This window comes from Pseudoflavonifractor capillosus (assembly GCF_016899775.1).
GTDB lineage: Bacteria > Bacillota > Clostridia > Oscillospirales > Oscillospiraceae > Lawsonibacter.
The window spans coordinates 36,852-53,688 of sequence record NZ_JACJJE010000020.1; the positions used below are offsets into that span (position 1 = coordinate 36,852).

16 protein-coding genes and 1 other RNA gene are annotated in these 16,837 nt (G+C 62.7%); 7 read left to right on the plus strand and 10 right to left on the minus strand.

What is annotated here, in order from left to right; genetic code table 11:
• The first annotated feature begins 20 nt into the window (after positions 1-20).
• The 3 genes from H6B31_RS08205 to H6B31_RS08215 all read left to right on the plus strand — a co-directional run bounded on the left by H6B31_RS08205 (position 21) and on the right by H6B31_RS08215 (position 1,522).
• The gene (locus H6B31_RS08205) at positions 21-926 is read left to right on the plus strand and encodes an MBL fold metallo-hydrolase (protein WP_204898081.1); all 906 of its coding nucleotides are present in this window, start codon (positions 21-23) and stop codon (positions 924-926) included.
• A gap of 83 nt (positions 927-1,009) precedes the next feature.
• Complete coding sequence (locus H6B31_RS08210) at positions 1,010-1,321, plus strand: DUF2178 domain-containing protein (protein ID WP_204898082.1); 312 nt, start codon at positions 1,010-1,012, stop codon at positions 1,319-1,321.
• Between the two features lie 6 nt (positions 1,322-1,327).
• Positions 1,328-1,522, plus strand: a complete 195-nt coding sequence (locus tag H6B31_RS08215; RefSeq protein WP_087290769.1) for a helix-turn-helix transcriptional regulator — start codon at positions 1,328-1,330, stop codon at positions 1,520-1,522.
• Positions 1,523-1,581: 59 nt separating this feature from the next.
• Here H6B31_RS08215 and H6B31_RS08220 read toward each other — a convergent pair whose 3' ends face one another.
• The 3 genes from H6B31_RS08220 to ssrA form a co-directional block, all read right to left on the minus strand.
• A complete protein-coding gene (locus tag H6B31_RS08220) occupies positions 1,582-3,426 on the minus strand; it encodes an FtsX-like permease family protein (protein WP_204898083.1) in 1,845 nt (614 codons plus the stop codon).
• On the minus strand, positions 3,416-4,183 hold the full coding sequence (locus H6B31_RS08225; protein WP_204898084.1) for an ABC transporter ATP-binding protein: 768 nt from the start codon (positions 4,181-4,183) through the stop codon (positions 3,416-3,418). Before H6B31_RS08225 ends, H6B31_RS08220 begins: the two co-directional genes overlap by 11 nt.
• A gap of 405 nt (positions 4,184-4,588) precedes the next feature.
• Positions 4,589-4,957, minus strand: a transfer-messenger RNA (tmRNA) gene (gene ssrA, locus H6B31_RS08230).
• Here ssrA and H6B31_RS08235 point away from each other — a divergent pair.
• Positions 4,930-5,397 (plus strand): hypothetical protein, encoded by a 468-nt coding sequence (locus tag H6B31_RS08235; RefSeq protein ID WP_204898085.1) that lies wholly within the window; start codon positions 4,930-4,932, stop codon positions 5,395-5,397. The genes ssrA and H6B31_RS08235 overlap by 28 nt on opposite strands.
• A gap of 62 nt (positions 5,398-5,459) precedes the next feature.
• Here the strand turns inward: H6B31_RS08235 and H6B31_RS08240 are convergent, their stop codons facing one another.
• From H6B31_RS08240 to H6B31_RS08265, 6 genes are all read right to left on the minus strand, one after another.
• Positions 5,460-5,981 carry a peptidylprolyl isomerase gene (locus H6B31_RS08240; protein ID WP_204898086.1) on the minus strand — a complete coding sequence of 174 codons (522 nt, stop codon included), beginning with the start codon at positions 5,979-5,981 and terminating at the stop codon, positions 5,460-5,462.
• Positions 5,982-6,033: 52 nt separating this feature from the next.
• Positions 6,034-6,507, minus strand: coding sequence for an SsrA-binding protein SmpB (smpB, locus tag H6B31_RS08245; RefSeq protein WP_087289640.1), 474 nt, complete (start codon positions 6,505-6,507; stop codon positions 6,034-6,036).
• 99 nt (positions 6,508-6,606) lie between these two features.
• Positions 6,607-7,413, minus strand: a complete 807-nt coding sequence (locus H6B31_RS08250; protein WP_204898087.1) for an NYN domain-containing protein — start codon at positions 7,411-7,413, stop codon at positions 6,607-6,609.
• The gene (locus tag H6B31_RS08255) at positions 7,406-8,161 is read right to left on the minus strand and encodes a sugar phosphate nucleotidyltransferase (protein WP_204898088.1); all 756 of its coding nucleotides are present in this window, start codon (positions 8,159-8,161) and stop codon (positions 7,406-7,408) included. Before H6B31_RS08255 ends, H6B31_RS08250 begins: the two co-directional genes overlap by 8 nt.
• Before the next feature lie 2 nt (positions 8,162-8,163).
• Complete coding sequence (locus H6B31_RS08260) at positions 8,164-8,850, minus strand: thiamine diphosphokinase (protein WP_242972739.1); 687 nt, start codon at positions 8,848-8,850, stop codon at positions 8,164-8,166.
• A 115-nt stretch (positions 8,851-8,965) separates the two neighbouring features.
• Positions 8,966-10,504 (minus strand): hypothetical protein, encoded by a 1,539-nt coding sequence (locus tag H6B31_RS08265; protein ID WP_204898089.1) that lies wholly within the window; start codon positions 10,502-10,504, stop codon positions 8,966-8,968.
• 181 nt (positions 10,505-10,685) lie between these two features.
• Between H6B31_RS08265 and H6B31_RS08270 the strand changes: the two genes are divergently transcribed.
• From H6B31_RS08270 to H6B31_RS08280, 3 genes are all read left to right on the plus strand, one after another.
• Positions 10,686-11,822: a cysteine desulfurase family protein gene (locus H6B31_RS08270; protein WP_207752287.1), complete on the plus strand. Its 1,137-nt coding sequence runs from the start codon at positions 10,686-10,688 to the stop codon at positions 11,820-11,822.
• Between the two features lie 194 nt (positions 11,823-12,016).
• A complete protein-coding gene (locus H6B31_RS08275; protein ID WP_204898090.1) occupies positions 12,017-12,859 on the plus strand; it encodes an MBL fold metallo-hydrolase in 843 nt (280 codons plus the stop codon).
• A gap of 516 nt (positions 12,860-13,375) precedes the next feature.
• The gene (locus tag H6B31_RS08280; protein ID WP_204898091.1) at positions 13,376-13,870 is read left to right on the plus strand and encodes a hypothetical protein; all 495 of its coding nucleotides are present in this window, start codon (positions 13,376-13,378) and stop codon (positions 13,868-13,870) included.
• 75 nt (positions 13,871-13,945) lie between these two features.
• Here the strand turns inward: H6B31_RS08280 and H6B31_RS08285 are convergent.
• Positions 13,946-16,837 (minus strand): hypothetical protein (locus H6B31_RS08285; protein ID WP_204898092.1); only part of this gene is annotated, 2,892 nt, incomplete at its 5' end.

Sequence of the window (16,837 nt, forward strand, 5' to 3'; positions counted from 1 at the left end):
AGCAAAGGAGCACAGATTTCATGGATATCAGACCAATCAAGGGAAACACCTGGGTGCTGGAGGGGATAGAGTGGATTCCCTTCTATAAGCTGGACGAGAGGCGCTGCATCCTGCTGGACACCGGCCTGCTGGGGGAGCGGGAGGAGCTGGAGCAGGCCCTCCTGGACCACGGCCTGACCCCGGCGGGCATCCTGTGCTCCCACGCCCATGTGGACCACGGGGGGAACAACCGGTATTTTCAGGAGAAGTACCAGATCCCGGTGGCCCTCACGGTGAAGGAGGCGGGGATGTGCGCCAGTGTGCTGACCCTGAAGTGCTACTTCCTCATGCTGCCCCCGGGGATGGTGGAGCGGGAGGCCTCCCACCTGGTGCACACCCCGGACGTGATCGTCCCGGACCGGGACGGGCCCTTCTCCTTCTGCGGGGCGGAGTTCCAGATCCTCCAGACCCCCGGCCACTCGGCGGGCCACATCTCCACCATCACCCCCGACGGGGTGTGCTATGTGGGGGACGCCCTCCTGTCCCGGGAACAGCTGGGGGCCAAGCTGCCATACTGCCTGTCCCACCAGATGGGCATTGACAGCCGGGAGAAGCTGCGGGGGACCCGGGCCGACCTGTTCGTGATGGCCCACCGGGGTATGTGCACCCGGGAGGAACTGGAGGCCCTCATCGACGACAACCAGGCCCTGGCCCAGCAGCGGGCGGGGGAGGTGCTGGCCCTGGTGACCGGGCCCATGACCGTCAGCCAGATCACCCAGCGGGTGTGCCGCTATTTTCAGCTCCTCTCCCGCCGCCCCACCCGCTCTCTGCGGTACGAGCGGAACATCCGCTTCTTTGTGGAGTACCTGGTGGACCGGGGGGACCTGGTGATGGAGGCCCGGGACGGGGTCACCTTCTACCGCCGGGCGGACCAGGAGAAAATGTAAAAAGCGTTTGACATATCGAGGCCCCTGTGGTATAACATAATTGTCAAAAGAATTTGACAATTATATGGACGGGAGGTCTCTCTATGGACGCGCAAGGAAGTTCTGTGATCGTGTATCTGTTTCTGGGCCTGCTGGCCCTGTCGGCGGCGCTGATCGTCTGGATGCTTGTTACCCTGGTCCGCTCGGAGGTGGACGACGAGCGGCGGAAGCTGATCGTGGGCAAGGCCAGCACCTGGACCCTCATCGCCACAGTGGGCGGGCAGATCATCGACCTGGTCTGCTCGGTGGTCCAGGCGCCCAGCTATGAGCCCAGCGCCCCCTTTGTCCAGCTGACGGTGGCGGCCCTGATGTACGCCATCTTCCTGGGCTGGTTCAAGCACAAGTACGGAGGATGAGGGACCATGGAAAATCAGATCCGGGCGCTGCGGAAGGAGCGGGGCATCTCCCAGGAGGACCTGGCCCGCCGGTGCGGGGTGTCCCGGCAGACCATCAACGCCATTGAGAACAACAAGTACGACCCCACCCTCTCCCTGGCATTCCGCCTGGCCCGGGAGCTGGGGGTGACGGTGGACGGGCTGTTCACCCCGGGGGAGTAACAGAGGACACGGCCAGCGGCCGTGTCCTCTACTTTTGGAGCGTTCATCCGAGGAGAAAATCAGCGGTCCAGGGCCAGCCTCCGGCATGCCAGGGAGGTGGCCAGGAAGTAGCCGCCGTACACCAGCAGCAGCACCAGGGCGGTGACCAGGGCGCTCTGCACCGAGTCCACATTGGCCGCCTGGGCGATCAGGTCGTTGGCCGCCTTCATGCCCACCACCGTGTGGACCAGGGCCAGCCCCAGGGGCAGGAGGAAGGCCAGGGCCACCTGCTCCACGGCGGAGCGGGAGACCAGCTTCTCCTCCGCCCCCAGGCGGCGGAGGATGGCGTACCGGCCGGCGTTGTCCGCCGCCTGACTCAGCTGCTGGAGGGCCAGCACCGCCGCGGCGGCCAGCAGGAAGGTGAGGCCCAGGTAGAGCCCCAGGAACAGGGCCAGGATCTTGCTGCCCATGGTCTCCTGGTAGAGGTTCAGGCGGGTCTCCACCCGCAGCCAGCCGTTCTCCATCTGATAGGCGGCGAGGGCGTCCTGCACCCGGTTCTCCGTCTCCTCCTCGTTCCCGGCGTAGTCGGCGGACCAGACCTGGCGGCGGACCTCCAGCTCCTGGGCCATCTCGTCGGGGACCACCACGCAGCTCAGCCCCAGATTTCCGGTGGTGAGCTGCTCTTCCACTCCGGTGAGAGGACCGGGCACCGGCCCCTGGTAGGCGGGCTGGCCGCTGCGGGAGAGCAGGGCCTGGCAGTCGGACAGGCGGATGGCGGCGCTGGCATCCTCGATCCCGGTGACCTCCGGGTCATTGTAGTAAAAAATGGTGTCCTGCTGCCAGGCCAGGTCGGACTCCTCCACGCCGTGCTGGGCCAGCAGGGCGAGAAAATCAATCGTCCCCTGGGAGTCGGCATCCTGGTTCTGCACGGTGATGTCAAAGGGGGCCTGACGGCCGGTCATGGACTCGATGGTGTTGTTCAGCCCGATGGAGCTGGCGGTGATGCCCATGGCCAGCAGCAGAAGAATACAGATCACCGTCTGAGCCAGATAGGTGGAGTGGACCTTGCTGATCCACTGGCGCAGGGTGAACACATTCAGGTTTTTGAAGTAGAGCTTGGGGCGGCTCTGGACCAGGCGGAGGACAAAGCCGGACAGGGATTTAAATACCAGCAGGGTCCCCAGGGTGCCCAGGCCCAGCATGGGGATGCACAGCATGGGGAGAATGATCGCGTAGGCCATGCCGAAGATCAGCAGGATGGCATAGGCGATGAGCAGGCAGACCACCCCCGCGGCGAACTGGACCACCGACACCCACAGGGGGCGCAGGTGCAGCTCCTCGTTTCTCCGCCCGCTCTGCATCAGGTCCAGCAGCTTGGCCCGGGAGACTTGGAGGCCGCTGAACACCATCACCAGCAGGAAGATAAGGCCGAAGTACACCGCCGTCCGCACCACAGCCCGAGGGGAGAAGGCCAGGCCGAAGGCGTCCACCCGCAGGGAGAACATGGACAGGGTGAGGGCGGACAGCCCCTGGGAGGCCAGCAGGCCCAGCCCCAGGCCCAGGACCAGGGAGGCCAGGCCGATGAGCCCGGTCTCCAGAAACAGCAGCCGGGACACCTGCCCCTGGCTGAGTCCCAGGAGCAGATAGGTGCCTAGCTCCCGCTTCCGCCGCCGGAGCAGAAAGCTGTTGGCATACAGGATCAGACAGGCCAGCACCACCGCCACAAAGACGGAGAAGATGTCGATGCAGGACTGGATGACCTGGGCCATGGGGTTCTGGCTCTGAGCCAGATAGATCATGGCCCCCTGGCCGTCCAGGGAGTTGAAGGTGTAGAAGAGACACACTCCAAAGGTGAGGGTGAGCAGGTACACCCCGTAGTCCCGGAAGGACCGGCGCACATTGCGGAAGGCCAGCTTAGAGAACATCTTCCATCTCTCCTCCCAACTGGGTAATCACCCGGATGATCTGGGCAAAGAAGGCCCGGCGGTCCAGCTCTCCCCGGGAGAGCTCCTGAAAAATCTGCCCGTCCCGGAGGAAGACCACCCGCCGGCAGCAGCTGGCGGTGAAGGCGTCGTGGGTGACCATGAGAATGGTGGTCCCCCGCTCCCGGTTCAGCACCTCCAGCCGCTCCAGCAGCATGCGGGCGGACTTGGAGTCCAGGGCCCCGGTGGGCTCGTCGGCCAGCACCAGGGCGGGGTGGGTGACGATGGCCCGGGCGGCGGCGCACCGCTGCTGCTGTCCGCCGGACATCTGGTAGGGGTACTTGTTCAGACAGTCGCCGATGCCCAGCAGCTGGGCGGTCTCCTCCACCCGGGGACGGATCTCCCCCGCCGGGGTGCCCACGATGGACAGGGACAGAGCGATGTTTTCAAAGGCGGTGAGGGTGTCCAGCAGGTTGCAGTCCTGGAAGATAAAGCCCAGCCGCTCCCGGCGGAACCGGGTGAGCTCCTTCCCTTTCAGCTTTGTCAGCTCCCGCCCCTCCACCAGGATGGAGCCCGAGGTGGGTTTGTCAATGGTGGAAACGCAGTTCAAGAGGGTGGTCTTGCCCGAGCCGGAGGCCCCCATGATGCCCACATACTCCCCCGCCTCCAGGGATAGGTCCACCCCGTCCAGGGCCCGGGTGGTTGCCCCCCGCTTTCCATATACTTTCGTCAGGCCCGTCACTTGCAGCAAGCTCGCCATACGCTTTCTCTCCTTTCGCCGGGCGCCCGCCCAGCTGTCGCAGTTAGAACTGTATGAAAGAGTACCATACAGTTCTAAAAATTTTCCCATGGAAACTCTTACGAATTTCTTAAGGTTCCATGAAGAAAGTCTTTGCGGGAGAGAATTGCGGCAGGGAAGCCGCCGTCTATTTGGGAAGGGCCGGTAAAAATCGATATTTTGGATGGACGGGACCGTTGCAGAAGAACTGCCCAACGGCCCTTCTGGGCCGCGCCGCTTTTGCGGCGTACGAGGTTTTGCCGGAGGCAAAACCTCGGCGGAGGGATGGCTCTGCCATCCCGAGCATTTGAATCACCGAAGGGCGGAGCGGGCCGTCGGCCCGCGAAGCCCAAAAAGAAAGACACGCTATAAGCGTGTCTTTCTTTTTGGTGGAGGCGGGGAGAGTCGAACTCCCGTCCGAAAACCCTTCCATGGGAACTTCTCCGGGCGCAGACGGTTATTGCGGGAGTCTTGCTCTCCCTGTTCCCGTCACCCTGGGCAAGCCGTCACGCCCAGGGGTCTGGTGAGCTTCATGATTCATGGCCGGCGCAAAGCTTTGCCGGCGCACGTGCACCACTAAACGACGCCCAATCCCGGCTCGTGGTCCTTCCGGGTTGGACGGCTGCTGTTAATTAAGCAGCGTAAGCGTAATTTTCGTTGTTCTTTAATTTATAAAGAAGTGCCTGTTTTAAGGTGGCCAGGCGCCACCGCCCGCTATTCCCACTTCCGTGTCCCCGTCGAAACCGGTACGCCCCCTCGTCGTCGCAAAGTCCGCTCAGCTCCGTTTCCGCCTGGCGGCGAAAACTGCGCCCGCTTCCTTGCTCCTCCTCTCCAAATCGAACCCGCTTGCGCTGGGCTTCGATTTGGCTGGCGGCTTCGCCGCCGAATACGGGAGAATTTTTGCAAAGTCCGCTCAGCTCCGTTTCCGCCTGGCGGCGAAAACTGCGCCCGCTCCCTTGCTCCTCCTCTCCAAATCGAACCCGCTTGCGCTGGGCTTCGATTTGGGTGGTGGCTTCGCCGCCGAATACGGGAGAATGTTTGCAAAGTCCGCTCAGCTCCGTTTCCGCCTGGCGGCGAAAACTGCGCCCGCTCCCTTGCTCCTCCTCTCCAAATCGAACCCGCTTACGCTGGGCTTCGATTTGGGTGGCGGCTTCGCCGCCCTTTGGAAGAAAACCGTTCTGGTTTGGGAAAATTAAAAGTTGGGACCATACCGGCGCGCAAACGCGCGCCGGTATGGGAGACGCTTACTCGGGGAAAATCAGACCTTCTCCGGCTCGGGGTAGTCCACGCCGAAGGTGTCCACGGTGACCTTCTTCATGCGCTGGGGCTGACGGGGCTTGTCGTTCCAGTCCCGCTTGGTATTGACGATGGCGTCGGCCACCTCCATGCCCTCGATGACCTTGCCGAAGGCGGCGTACTGGCCGTCCAGGTGGGGAGCCTTCTCCACCATGACGAAGAACTGGCTGCCGGCGGAGTCGGGGGCCATGGTGCGGGCCATGGACAGCACACCCCGGTCGTGGACCAGGTTGTTCTGGAAACCGTTCCCGGTGAACTCCCCCTTGATGGAGTAACCGGGGCCGCCCATGCCGGTGCCGTCGGGGCAGCCGCCCTGGATCATGAAGCCGGGGATAACCCGGTGGAAGATCAGGCCGTCGTAGTAGCCCTTCTGGATCAGGCTGATGAAATTGTTGACCGTGTTGGGAGCCACGTCGGGGTAGAGCTCCGCCTTCATGACGCCGCCGTCCTCCATCTCGATGGTGACGATGGGATTGTGTGCCATGGGAAACACTCCTTTTCTACGGGCGGCCGCACCGCCCAACTCAGATTTTCAGTTAATACCGGCTGTTCCGGGATTTCATGGCCCGGTCCATCTCCCGTTTGGCGTCCTTCCGGGCCGCCGTCTCCCGCTTGTCGTAGAGCTTCTTGCCCTTGGCCAGGCCGATCTCCAGCTTGACCCGGGGGCCGCGGAAGTAGATGGACAGGGGGATGAGGGAGTACCCGTCCTGCTTGATGCGGGCGAAGAGTTTTAAGATCTCCCGCTTGTGCATCAGGAGCCGCCGCTGGCGCAGGGGGTCCTTGTTGAAGATGTTGCCCTTCTCGTAGGGGCTGATGTGCATGCCGATGACAGACATCTGCCCGTCCTTGACGATGCAGAAGGAGTCCTTCAGGTTCACGTGCCCCTGGCGGATGGACTTGACCTCGGTGCCCGCCAGCTCGATGCCGGCCTCATATTTCTCCTCAATGAAGTAATCGTGGTGGGCCTTGCTGTTCTTGGCCACGATCTTGATGCCCTTGCTCTCAGCCACGGCGGACACCCCCTTTCCTCTGTGCCGTTTTGCGGTATTGTACCCCCATTGGGGTGTTCAGTATAACACAATGCGGGGGAAAAAACAAGGGGGAGGGGGTCACTCCCGGTCCCGCTGGGTGTCCCGGACGAAGTATTCGGAGTTGTCGGTGCCCTCGGTCTTCCAGTCGAAGCGGCCCAGGGCGCGGATCAGCTTGGACAGCTTGGAGAAGCCGTAGTTCCGGGGGTCGAAGTCGGGCTGCTTTTTCAGCAGCAGGTTGCCCAGCTTGCCCATGTGGGCGTAGCCGTCCTCTCCGCACACGTCCTCCACCGACTCGGCGATGAGTTCGGCGATATCGTCGGGGATGCCGGAGCTGTTGGCGGCGCTCTTTTTGCTCTCCTTTTTGGAGGCGTGCTTCTGGGCCTTGGCGTCAGTTTTGGACGGCTCGTCCTCGGACTGCTGGGCGGCGGCCTGTTTGGCGGCGGCCCGGATGACCTCGATATAGACGAACTTGTCGCAGGCCACGATGAAGGGCTTGGGGGTTTTCTTTTCCCCCATGCCGTACACCTTCATCCCCGCCTCCCGCAGGCGGATGGCCAGGCGGGTGAAGTCGGAGTCGCTGGACACCAGCACAAAGCCGTCGCAGTTGCCCGAGTACAGGATATCCATGGCGTCGATGATCATGGCCGAGTCGGTGGAGTTCTTCCCGGTGGTGTAGCCGTACTGCTGGATGGGGGTGAGGGCGCACTCCAGCAGGATGGACTTCCAGGAGGCCATATTGGGGCTGGTCCAGTCCCCGTAGATGCGCTTGATGGTGGGGGTGCCGTACACGGCCACCTCGGCCATCACATCCTTCATGGCGGTGCGGGAGGCGTTGTCCGCGTCGATGAGGACGGCCAATCGGAGATCGTTTTCGTTCTCAGCCACGGCTCACTCCGCCTTTCCGGAGGATGGCCTCCACCTCCTGGAGCTGTTCTACGGTGTTCACCCCCAGCATCTCGTCGGGGGAGCAGGTGTCGCACAGGCCCACCCGGCCTCCGGCCTCCTTGATGAAGGCGGGTACGTCGGTGAGGTAGAGCTCCCCCTGGGCGTTGTCATTCCTCAGCTTGCCCAGAGAGGAGAGCAGCTCGGGCACGTGGAACACATAGGTGCCCGTGTTCACCTCCCGGATCTGCTTCTGCTCCGGGGTGCAGTCCTTGTCCTCCACAATGGCCCGGAAGGAGCCGTCCGCATCCCGGAGGATGCGGCCGTAGTTGCCCCCCTCGGGCAGGACGGCGGAGAGCAGGGTGCAGGCGTTGCCCTCCCGCAGGTGGGTATCCGCCAGGGCCTGGAAGGTCTCTTTCTTCATCAGGGGGGCGTCGCCGCAGCAGATGATCACGTGGCCCTGGAAGCCCTCCAGCAGGTGGGCGGCGCACTGGACGGCGTGGCCGGTGCCGTGCTGCTCGGCCTGGACGGCGTGGGGGTACTGGGGATAGGCCTCCAGCACCGCCTCCTTCTTCCAGCCCACCACCAGAATCACGTCCTCCGGCGGCAGAAAGTCCAGGGCGGAGAGCACATAGTGGAGCAGGGGCTTTCCGTCGGCCAGCCGCATCACCTTGGGCAGGTCGATCCCCTCCGTCTGGAGCCGGGTCCCCTTCCCGGCGGCCAGCACCAGGGCTTTTACGGTATGATCCATGGTCATTCTCCTTCGTGTTGGATTGGCTCCCGGTTCCACAGCTGGGGCAGCAGGCGGTAGAAGTCCCCCTGCTCCCGCCACATGGCCAGCAGGGCGCCCCTGCGGACGGACACCTGGGCGGGCTGCTCCAAAAACTCGTTGCTGACCCCCAGGGGGAAGTCGGCGGAGATGGTGTGGTCGGTGAGCTCGAATTTCAGATTCCGCAGGGTGACCCCCTCCGCCGTTCCGCTCAGGCAGAAGGCGGACCAGAAGCCGGTGAGGCCGGCGGGGAAAGTCATGGTCTCATCCCGGAGGACGGTGGCCACCGTCCCCTCCCCGGCCAGAACGCCCCGGGCCCCCTGGGTGGTGAGCCAGGAGAGGGCCTGGAGGTTGGCCAGGGTGTGCTCCAGACGGCCCCCCACGCCCCCCAGCAGGACGAAGCGGCGGAAGCCCCGGTCCAGGCCCTCCCGCAGGGCGTATACCATGTCGGTGTCGTCCTTGGCCGAGGGGAGCTGGATCACGTTGGGGTGGCTGGGCCGCCGGCCCAGAGAGTCGAAGTCCCCCACCACCAGGTCGGGGGGCACGCCGTAGGCCTCCAGAGCCTCATACCCCTTGTCGGCGGCAATGACAAAGTCCTGTGCCCCCGGGTGGGGACACAGGGACCAGGACAGGGGCATGGCCCCCACTACATAGCAGATCGACCGTTCCAAGAGCGGTCACCCCTTTCAACGGCCGGCCCATGGGGCGGGCTGGCCCAAAAATCTCTCTGGGACCCATTATAACACAGATAGGAGGCCTTGTACCAGTGGGGAGGGAAAAATCCCATTAACTTTCTGTGGGCGGGAGGTACACTGCCCCGGCCCACATGGCCTCCGGGACCTCCGGCCACAGCTCGGAGGAGCCCCGGGGGAGGAAAACCAGCTCCATGTCCGCCGGGAGGCCGTAGAACTGCCGGAAGTAGTCCGCCCGCATCGGGGAGGGGTTGCGCTGCCAGCAGTAGCAGTAGGCCCAGCCCTCGGTGGGCAGCACCACCTGGTCCGCCCCCTGGGCGACTGCCTGGGCCATCTGGCCCTGGCGGATGGCCTCGCTGCGGCCGATGGCGGCGTATGCGTGGAGGTGAAAAACCAGTCCCGCCGCCAGCCCCACCAGAGCGGCCCCCTGGAGCAGGGGGGACCAGGGGAGGTCGGAGAGGAGGGAGGCGCCCAGCACCATGAGCACCACCGCCGACAGAAAGGCGCACCGGGCGCCGCTGTCCCGGAGCAGGGCGAAGGGGGCCAGCAGACCCACCGCCGCCGCCAGCAGGAGCAGCCAGGTGGGGCGGCTCTTCTCCCGGGCGGTGAGGAGGACGGCGGCCATCAGCGCCAGCTGAATGGCTGCTCCCGGCCCCCGCAGAAGGGGCCAGGGGTAGGTCCACTCCCCCCAGAGGTGGAGCTGATTCAGGTAGAGCCAGTTCTGAGCGCAGTAATAGGCCATCCACAGCCCGGCGGGGATGGTGAGGAACCAGGGGGTCCTCCGGCGAATCAGCCGCCACAGGCAGCCCGCCGAGGCCAGGGCCGCCGCCCCGGGGAAGCACTCAAACAGCCAGGGGAGCACCTCCCCAAAGAAGCGCTTCAAAGCGGCCGTGAACAGGCCCTGTCCCGGCTCCGCCACCAGGTTCCGGATTCCATCCACCGCCTGGCCGCTGGCGGCCAGCTCCCCATAGAGGGGGTTGTGGAACATGAGAACCGCCCCCAGCAGACACCCGGCCAGGGAGCACAGAATGGGGAGGCGGGCGGTCTTCTTCCACAGGGCCCAGCCCGCGCACACCAGGGCGGCGCACAGGAGGATCAGGGTGAGGTGCTCGGCAAAGAGCTGTGCGGCCAGGCACAGGAAGAAGAGGGCCGCCCCCAGCTTTGTCCCCTGGACCCTGGAGAGGGGGGCGGAGAAGGCCCGCTGCCACAGCAGCAGCACCAGCAGCAGGAACACGGCCGCCACCACAAAGTTGGCGAAGGCGGATACCCAGCCCAGGGACTGCTGCCAGGAGTCCATGGGGGTGGTGAACAGCAGGGCGGCGGTGACCACCGTCACCGAGAAGGCACGGTCCGGCTGTCCCCGGCCCGCCAGGCGGCCCAGGAGCAGGGAAATCAGGAACATGCAGCCCCCCATCACCGCCGTCTTCACCAGCTGGGAGCGGGTCATGGCCAGCACAAAAAAGGTGCCGGCGTACCGGTTGTTCAGCGTCCCGGACAGCCAGCGCTCCAGCCCCTCCGGGAGGCCCCAGTCCCAGTCGTCGTGGGTGTAGGGCACGTTCCAGGCGATATACAGCCACCCGGCCAGCAATAGGGCCAGCACGCACCAGCATAGGACCTGTTTTCTCCGCGCCATGGGCTTCCATCCTCTCCTGTCCCGGTCCGGAGCCGGGTCTCTCTCCGCTATTATACCCAACGCTTCCTGCCTTTGCAAGGCTGCCCGGCCGCCTTGACTTTCCCCCCGGCGGCGCATACAATAAATAATATATTTTAGGGGATATGCCCCACCAGAATCCAATATTCCGAGGTGACGGAGTTTGATCCACTATTTTGACAACGCGGCCACCACCCCCGTGCGGCCGGAGGCCGTTCAGGCGGCGGTAGAGGTCATGACCCAGGGGTGGGGGAATCCTTCCTCCCGGTATGCCCTGGGGACCCAGGCGGCGGAGGCGGTGAAGCGCCACCGGGCCCAGGCGGCCGCCGGCCTGGGGTGCCGGCCTGAGGAGCTTTTCTTTACCTCCTGCGGCAGCGAGGGGGACAACTGGGCCATCCAGGGGGCGGTGGAGCTGGGCCGCCGCACCGGAAAGCACATCATCACCACCGCCTATGAGCACGCCGCCGTGCTGGAGCCCTGCAAGGCCCTGGAGCGGCAGGGGTATGAGGTCACCTATCTCCAGCCCGACCGGGCGGGGAATATCTCCCTGGACGACCTGGAGGGGGCCCTGCGGCCGGACACGGTGCTGGTGTCCATGATGCTGGTGAACAACGAGCTGGGCACCGTCCTGCCCGTGGCCCAGGCGGCTAAACTGGTCCATCAGAAGACGAAGGCCCTCGTCCACTGCGACGCGGTCCAGGGCTTCTTGAAGGTGCCCTTTACCCCCAAAGAACTGGGGGTGGACCTGCTGACGGTGAGCGGGCACAAGATTCACGCCCCCAAGGGGGTCGGGGCCCTGTACATCCGCGGCGGCCTGAAGTTCCCGCCCATGATCCGGGGGGGCGGCCAGGAGAACGGCCTGCGCTCGGGCACCGAGGCCACCGCCCAGATCGCCGCCTTTGCCGCGGCGGTGGAGGCGGGGGCGGCCTCCCTGGAGGGGGACATGGCCCACATGGCCGCCCTGAAGGAGGAGACCCTCCGGCGGCTCACCGCCCAGGTCCCCGGCCTGAAGCGGGTGGGGGAGGGGACCGCCCCCCACATTCTGGCGGTCACCCTGCCGGGCTATAAGAGCGAGGTCATCGTCCGGTTTTTGAGCGACCGGGGGATCTGCCTGTCCTCCGGCTCCGCCTGCCACAAGGGGAAGCCCAGCCACGTGTACGCCGCCCTGAAGCTGCCCAAGAAGGAGCTGGACGGGGTTTTACGCATCAGCTTCTCCTACGACACCACCCTGGAGGACGTTCAGGCCCTGGCCGAGGGTCTGAAAGCCGCCCAGGAGCAGCTCTTTACCAGCCTGTCCTAAGCAGGGGCGCACCTGTGTGTGCGCCCAATCCCCGCCGCCGTTGCGTAGGGGCCGGACACCGGCCGGCCCGCAAATGGGCGGCCCAGTGTGCCGCCCCTACGGCGTATCCCCGGCATCCGTGTAGGGGCGAACCTATGTGTTCGCCCAAACCGCAATCCTATCCGGTGGGAATGACAAAAGAGAGGAGCATCCCCATGAAATTTGTAGTTTTGATGGAAAATACGGCCCCGGAGGGGTCCTGTCTCAGCGCGGAGGCCGGGCTGTCCCTTTACATCGAGCACCGGGGGCACAAGCTGCTGTTGGACGCGGGCTCCTCGGGGAAATTTGCGGACAACGCCGCCGCCCTGGGGATCGACCTGAGCCAGGTGGAGCTGGCGGTGCTCTCCCACGGGCACTATGACCACTCCGACGGCCTGCGCCGGTTCTTCGCGGCAAATCAAACGGCCAAGGTGTACGCCCGCACCGGGGCGGGCGGGCCCTATTTCTCCACCTCCCAGGGCTCGCCCCGGTTCATCGGGGTCCACCGGGACATCTGGGAGGGCTTCCGGGACCGCTTTGTCCTCTCCGACGCCCTCTCCCAGCCTATGGAGGGGATCTGGCTGGTCCCGGAGACCGTCCACGGCGGGCCCTTCGCCAGCCAGGAGACCAACCTGCTGCGGAAGGTGGGCCAGGACCAGTTTGTCCCCGACGATTTCTCCCACGAGCAGTCCCTGGTGCTGGAGGGGGAGCGGGGGCTGGTGGTCTTCAACTCCTGCTCCCACGGGGGCATCGTGAACATCGTCCAGGGGGTGCGTGACCAGCTTCAAAAGCCGGTGTACGCCGTGGTGGGCGGCCTGCACATGTTCAGCGCCTCCGCCCCCAGCGGCATGAACTGCACCCCGGAGTACGCCCGTACGGTGGCCGGCGCCCTTCTGGAGCAGGGGGTGGAGCGGGTCTATACCGGCCACTGCACCGGCCCGGCCGCCTTCGCCGTGCTCAAGGAGCGCCTGGGGGACCGCCTCTCCCCCCTCTCCACCGGCCTGTCTTACTTTCTTTGAAAAAGAAAGTAAGCAAAGAAATTTTCTGCGAAACTGCGTTTCGCCTCTGTGTTTTAAGGGACAGGTCCGAGACCTGTCCCTTTTCTTGTATATAGAGCCGTTTGTAAATGCGGTGTAGGGGCGCACATTGTGCGCCCGCCGTTTTTTGTCCACAATTTCCGTAGGGGCGGGTGTCCTCACCCGCCCGTAAGCCTTCCCCCTGGGGGGAAGGTGCCCCCGAAGGGGGCGGATGAGGGGACAGGTCCCCCTTTCTCTTGTAAGGGCGGCACACCCGGGCCGCCCGCCCCCCACAGGCGCACTCCGCCCTAATTCCCAATATATGTATCCAAACGTCCCACAAAGGGGCAAATTTCTCCTTATTTGAACAGACCCCTACTTTTCTTGAAAGAAAAGTAGGCAAAAGAACTTTGTGTGAAACTGCGTTTCGCCTCTTTTGCGGGAATCCCGTAGGGGCGGGTATCCTCACCCGCCCGCTGGGTTACCGGGCTAAACTCAAACAAGGAGGAAATTTGATTTATGGCGGCGAATTACACCGAACATTATGAGCTGAACCAGTGGGAGCCCGCCGACCAGGTTTTACGCACCGACTTCAACGCCGACAACGCCAAGCTGGACGCGGCGCTGGCACAAAAGGCGGAGCGGTCCGAACTGGAGGAGCTGGACGGCCGGATTTCAGCGGCAGACACCTCAATTCAGCAGATCACTGCGGATTTGACCAAAATTACCTTTGGCCGTTACACCGGGGACGGTACAGAGCACCGCATGATTTCCCTGGGTTTTACCCCGCAGGCGGTGCTGCTGGTGACGTCCTTTGGCTCGGTGTATCAAACCGATACGCTGAATAACTACTGGGGCGGCCTGGCCTTGGCCGGGGCGCCGGTCAAAGCTGGGTCTCAAACGGTTCTGGAAATCGTGCAGAACGGTTTTCGGGTTTATTGTACATTTGAGGATGAGAATTATGTTCGTACAAACACAATTGAGGAATCATATTATTACATTGCATTTCAATAAAAAGATATCCCTGGGTCCAAAAACCCAGGGATATCTTTTAAATAATAGAGCCAGAATGAGCCTTAAAGGGTTAAATTATGCCTTAGGAAGGCCTTCAATCTTCACATCGTTGCTAGGCATAGTGAAGGTGATAGTAATAATACCTTGTACAGCATCGACTGTCTCAGGACTTTTTTCAAAGTATACGACGTCTTTTAGGTCATCCTTTTCGCTGACCGGAGTGTACGTTCCGTTGGCATAAGTGTAGATATTGCCCTTCTTCACAGCGGCAGAGAACTCTTCAGGAGTGGTGAAAACAATTTTGTTGTAGACATCCTTGGTTGCAGAGGTTACACCAGCCTTAGTCACAACAGCACGGGTATCAGCCGGTACATTGGAACCGGTAACTTTATATACAGCATCCAGAGCGAGGTCAGAACCTACCTTTTGGGTCAAAGTAATAGTGATCTTATCGCCGGCCTTGGCCTTTGTGGTACCGCCCAGGATATAGCTGTTGGCAACATTTTCGCCCAGAGTTACCTCACGCGGCGTATTTGCAGATTTGTCAACCGTGATGGTATAAGTAGTGCCATTTACGGTCAGCTCCAGACCACTCTCCACACTGCCGGAGATACGGTCGCCGCGGCTGGGATTCCAGGACTCCTTCAGCTTGTTCAGAACATCGTCCCGAATCTCGGTCACAGAGGGAACATCCTCACCCTTGCCGACCTTATAGGTAATGCTGGTGCCGTTCACGATAACGGTGTTATCGGTGGCAGGGCCCTGACCGCCGGAGGTGGTTCCCTCGTAAGGCACGATGACCAGAACCAGGGTGGCCAGCGGGGTGTCGTCGGTCTTATCCTCCACGTTGGCTACATAGACAGCGGTCCGGCCGTCGCGGTCGGTCTCGATGTCGTTGTAGTTGCCGGTGCGGATGTCGTCGGGCTTGCCGTTCTTATCCAGCTCCACAACCATGAAGGTGGTGTCGCCGTTGAAGGCAAAGGTGCTCTTCTTCTTGTCCTTCTCGCCGGTCAGGTCGCCCTTGTCGGCGTTGTTCAGCTTCAGCAGCTCCTTCTCGGCATAGGTAGCCCAAGACTGGTCCGCGCTGAAGTTGGTGACCAGCTCGGTCACATCGTCGATCCAATCCTTGCTGTTGGTGGACTCGATCTTGTACAGACCGGGCGCGCTGATGGTGCTGGAGGCGCCCTTGGTCAGGGAGATGGTCTCCTTGGCGCCGTTGACATAGACCGTCCAGTCGTAGCGGTCGCCGTCCTCGGTGTCCACGACCTCCTTGTCATTGGTGCTCTTCACGAAGAAGAAGCTGTCGTCGTCCACGTCATAGGAGCCGGCGTCGGTCAGGAACACGATCTCCACCACGCCGTCGTTCAGCACCACGAAGCCGCCGGCCTTGCTGGTCATGCCGGGCACGTTGCGGTAGCCGGTAAAGACGCGGTTGTTCTCCACGTCCACATAGACGGTGTTGCTGTTGGCGGTAAAGGGGTCGCCGGTCTTGCTATCCGTTACCTTGTCATTTTCAACTTTGTAGAAGCTGAAGGAAGCGGAGTTCTTCTCAATCTTGATGGCCTGGCTGGAATTGGTCGCCTTGTAGTCGCGGCCGTCAATGTTCTTGTCGAACACGGTGGTCAGGTCATAGTCGCTGCCGCTCTTGGCGAACTTGTAGACCATGTCCTCAATGACAGCGTTGCCATTCTGGGTATAGTCTTTGACGTCCTTGCTGACCTTGGCGTCGTGGCCGTTGACCTCGTCAATGTCAATGGTGGCTTTCGTACCATCGGAGAAGACGACCTTGGCGGATACATCGCCATAAGCGACATCCGTGCCGGTTACGTACAGATAATCATCCGCGGAGGTGTCGGCCCCCTCGATGGCCACCACGCAGCCGTTGGCATCCAGATAGATGGTCACGTCGTCGCCAGCCTCAGGGTTGGCAGCGTCGTTGTTCTCCAGGTCGTACAGGCCGCCCAGAATCCGGTCCTTGCTGGTGTAGGCGTAGTTATAGTTGTAGGTGGTGCTGCTGATCTTCAGGTAGTCGTTGCTCTTGACGGAGCTGACGGTACCGGACATCTTCTCCGGCAGAGCCATAGACTGGATCTCGCCATTGGCGACGGTCAGGATGACCACGTCGTCCTTGGCAAATTCGGTCTCGGTGTCGAACTCGCGATTCAGAGTGACGCCCTTGGGGCTGGTCTTGTAGTTGACCGTGACGGTGTAGTCGTCGTTGTTCTTAACAACCTTGTTGACATCAGCCACATAGGTGTTGATAAGAGTGACCACGACCTCTTCCGCGTCGGTGTCCACAAAGCACTCAGTCAGAACACCGTTGCCGGTGGTCAGAACCCGGTCGTCGCTGCTGCGGGACAGATCGTCGGGATCGAAGTCGACGGCCTTGCCGTCTACGTACACGGTCCAGGAGTACTTGTCCACGGCGGTAGAGCCAGCGGCGGAGTAGAGATCGCGCTCAGAGACCTTGGTGGTCCAGGTGCCCTCCGCCTTTTCGGGGTAGGTGCCGATCTCGTCGTTCTTGTAAGACCAAATGGTGGCGGGACGGCCAAAATTGTCGGTGCCGCTGTTCTCTTTGGTCAGATCGCCATTGTACAGCTTCTCGCCCAGCTCCACAATGGAACCGCTGGACTGGGTTGCGTCGTTGTTGGTGTCCAGCTTGTCGTTGATGGCCTTGGCATAGGAGCGGCCGCTAGTGATGTAGTTGTACTTTACACCGCTGGTAAAGGTGACGTCGCCGACAGAGAAGCTGCCGTCGGACTCGGCCTCGACGGTGCCGGCCTCCAGGGTGTTCAGCACAAGCTGAGCCAGATCGTTCCGGGTCATGGCCTCACGCACGCCGGAGTCCACATCCTGGAACAGGTCGATCTTGTTGCCCTGAGCCACGGTGGCCAGCTGCCAGTCGCTGCCGAAGTCGCTGCCGTACTGGAAGTAGCCCAGAGCCTTCATCAGCATCAGGGCCGCCTG

Bases quoted from the DNA above. Each gene is read 5' to 3' on its own strand.
- H6B31_RS08205 (WP_204898081.1), top strand. From the start codon at position 21: ATGGATATCAGACCAATCAAGGGAAACACCTGGGTGCTGGAGGGGATA.
- H6B31_RS08210 (WP_204898082.1), top strand. From the start codon at position 1,010: ATGGACGCGCAAGGAAGTTCTGTGATCGTGTATCTGTTTCTGGGCCTG.
- H6B31_RS08215 (WP_087290769.1), top strand. From the start codon at position 1,328: ATGGAAAATCAGATCCGGGCGCTGCGGAAGGAGCGGGGCATCTCCCAG.
- H6B31_RS08220 (WP_204898083.1), bottom strand. From the start codon at position 3,426: ATGTTCTCTAAGCTGGCCTTCCGCAATGTGCGCCGGTCCTTCCGGGAC.
- H6B31_RS08225 (WP_204898084.1), bottom strand. From the start codon at position 4,183: ATGGCGAGCTTGCTGCAAGTGACGGGCCTGACGAAAGTATATGGAAAG.
- H6B31_RS08240 (WP_204898086.1), bottom strand. From the start codon at position 5,981: ATGGCACACAATCCCATCGTCACCATCGAGATGGAGGACGGCGGCGTC.
- H6B31_RS08255 (WP_204898088.1), bottom strand. From the start codon at position 8,161: ATGGATCATACCGTAAAAGCCCTGGTGCTGGCCGCCGGGAAGGGGACC.
- H6B31_RS08265 (WP_204898089.1), bottom strand. From the start codon at position 10,504: ATGGCGCGGAGAAAACAGGTCCTATGCTGGTGCGTGCTGGCCCTATTG.
- H6B31_RS08275 (WP_204898090.1), top strand. From the start codon at position 12,017: ATGAAATTTGTAGTTTTGATGGAAAATACGGCCCCGGAGGGGTCCTGT.
- H6B31_RS08280 (WP_204898091.1), top strand. From the start codon at position 13,376: ATGGCGGCGAATTACACCGAACATTATGAGCTGAACCAGTGGGAGCCC.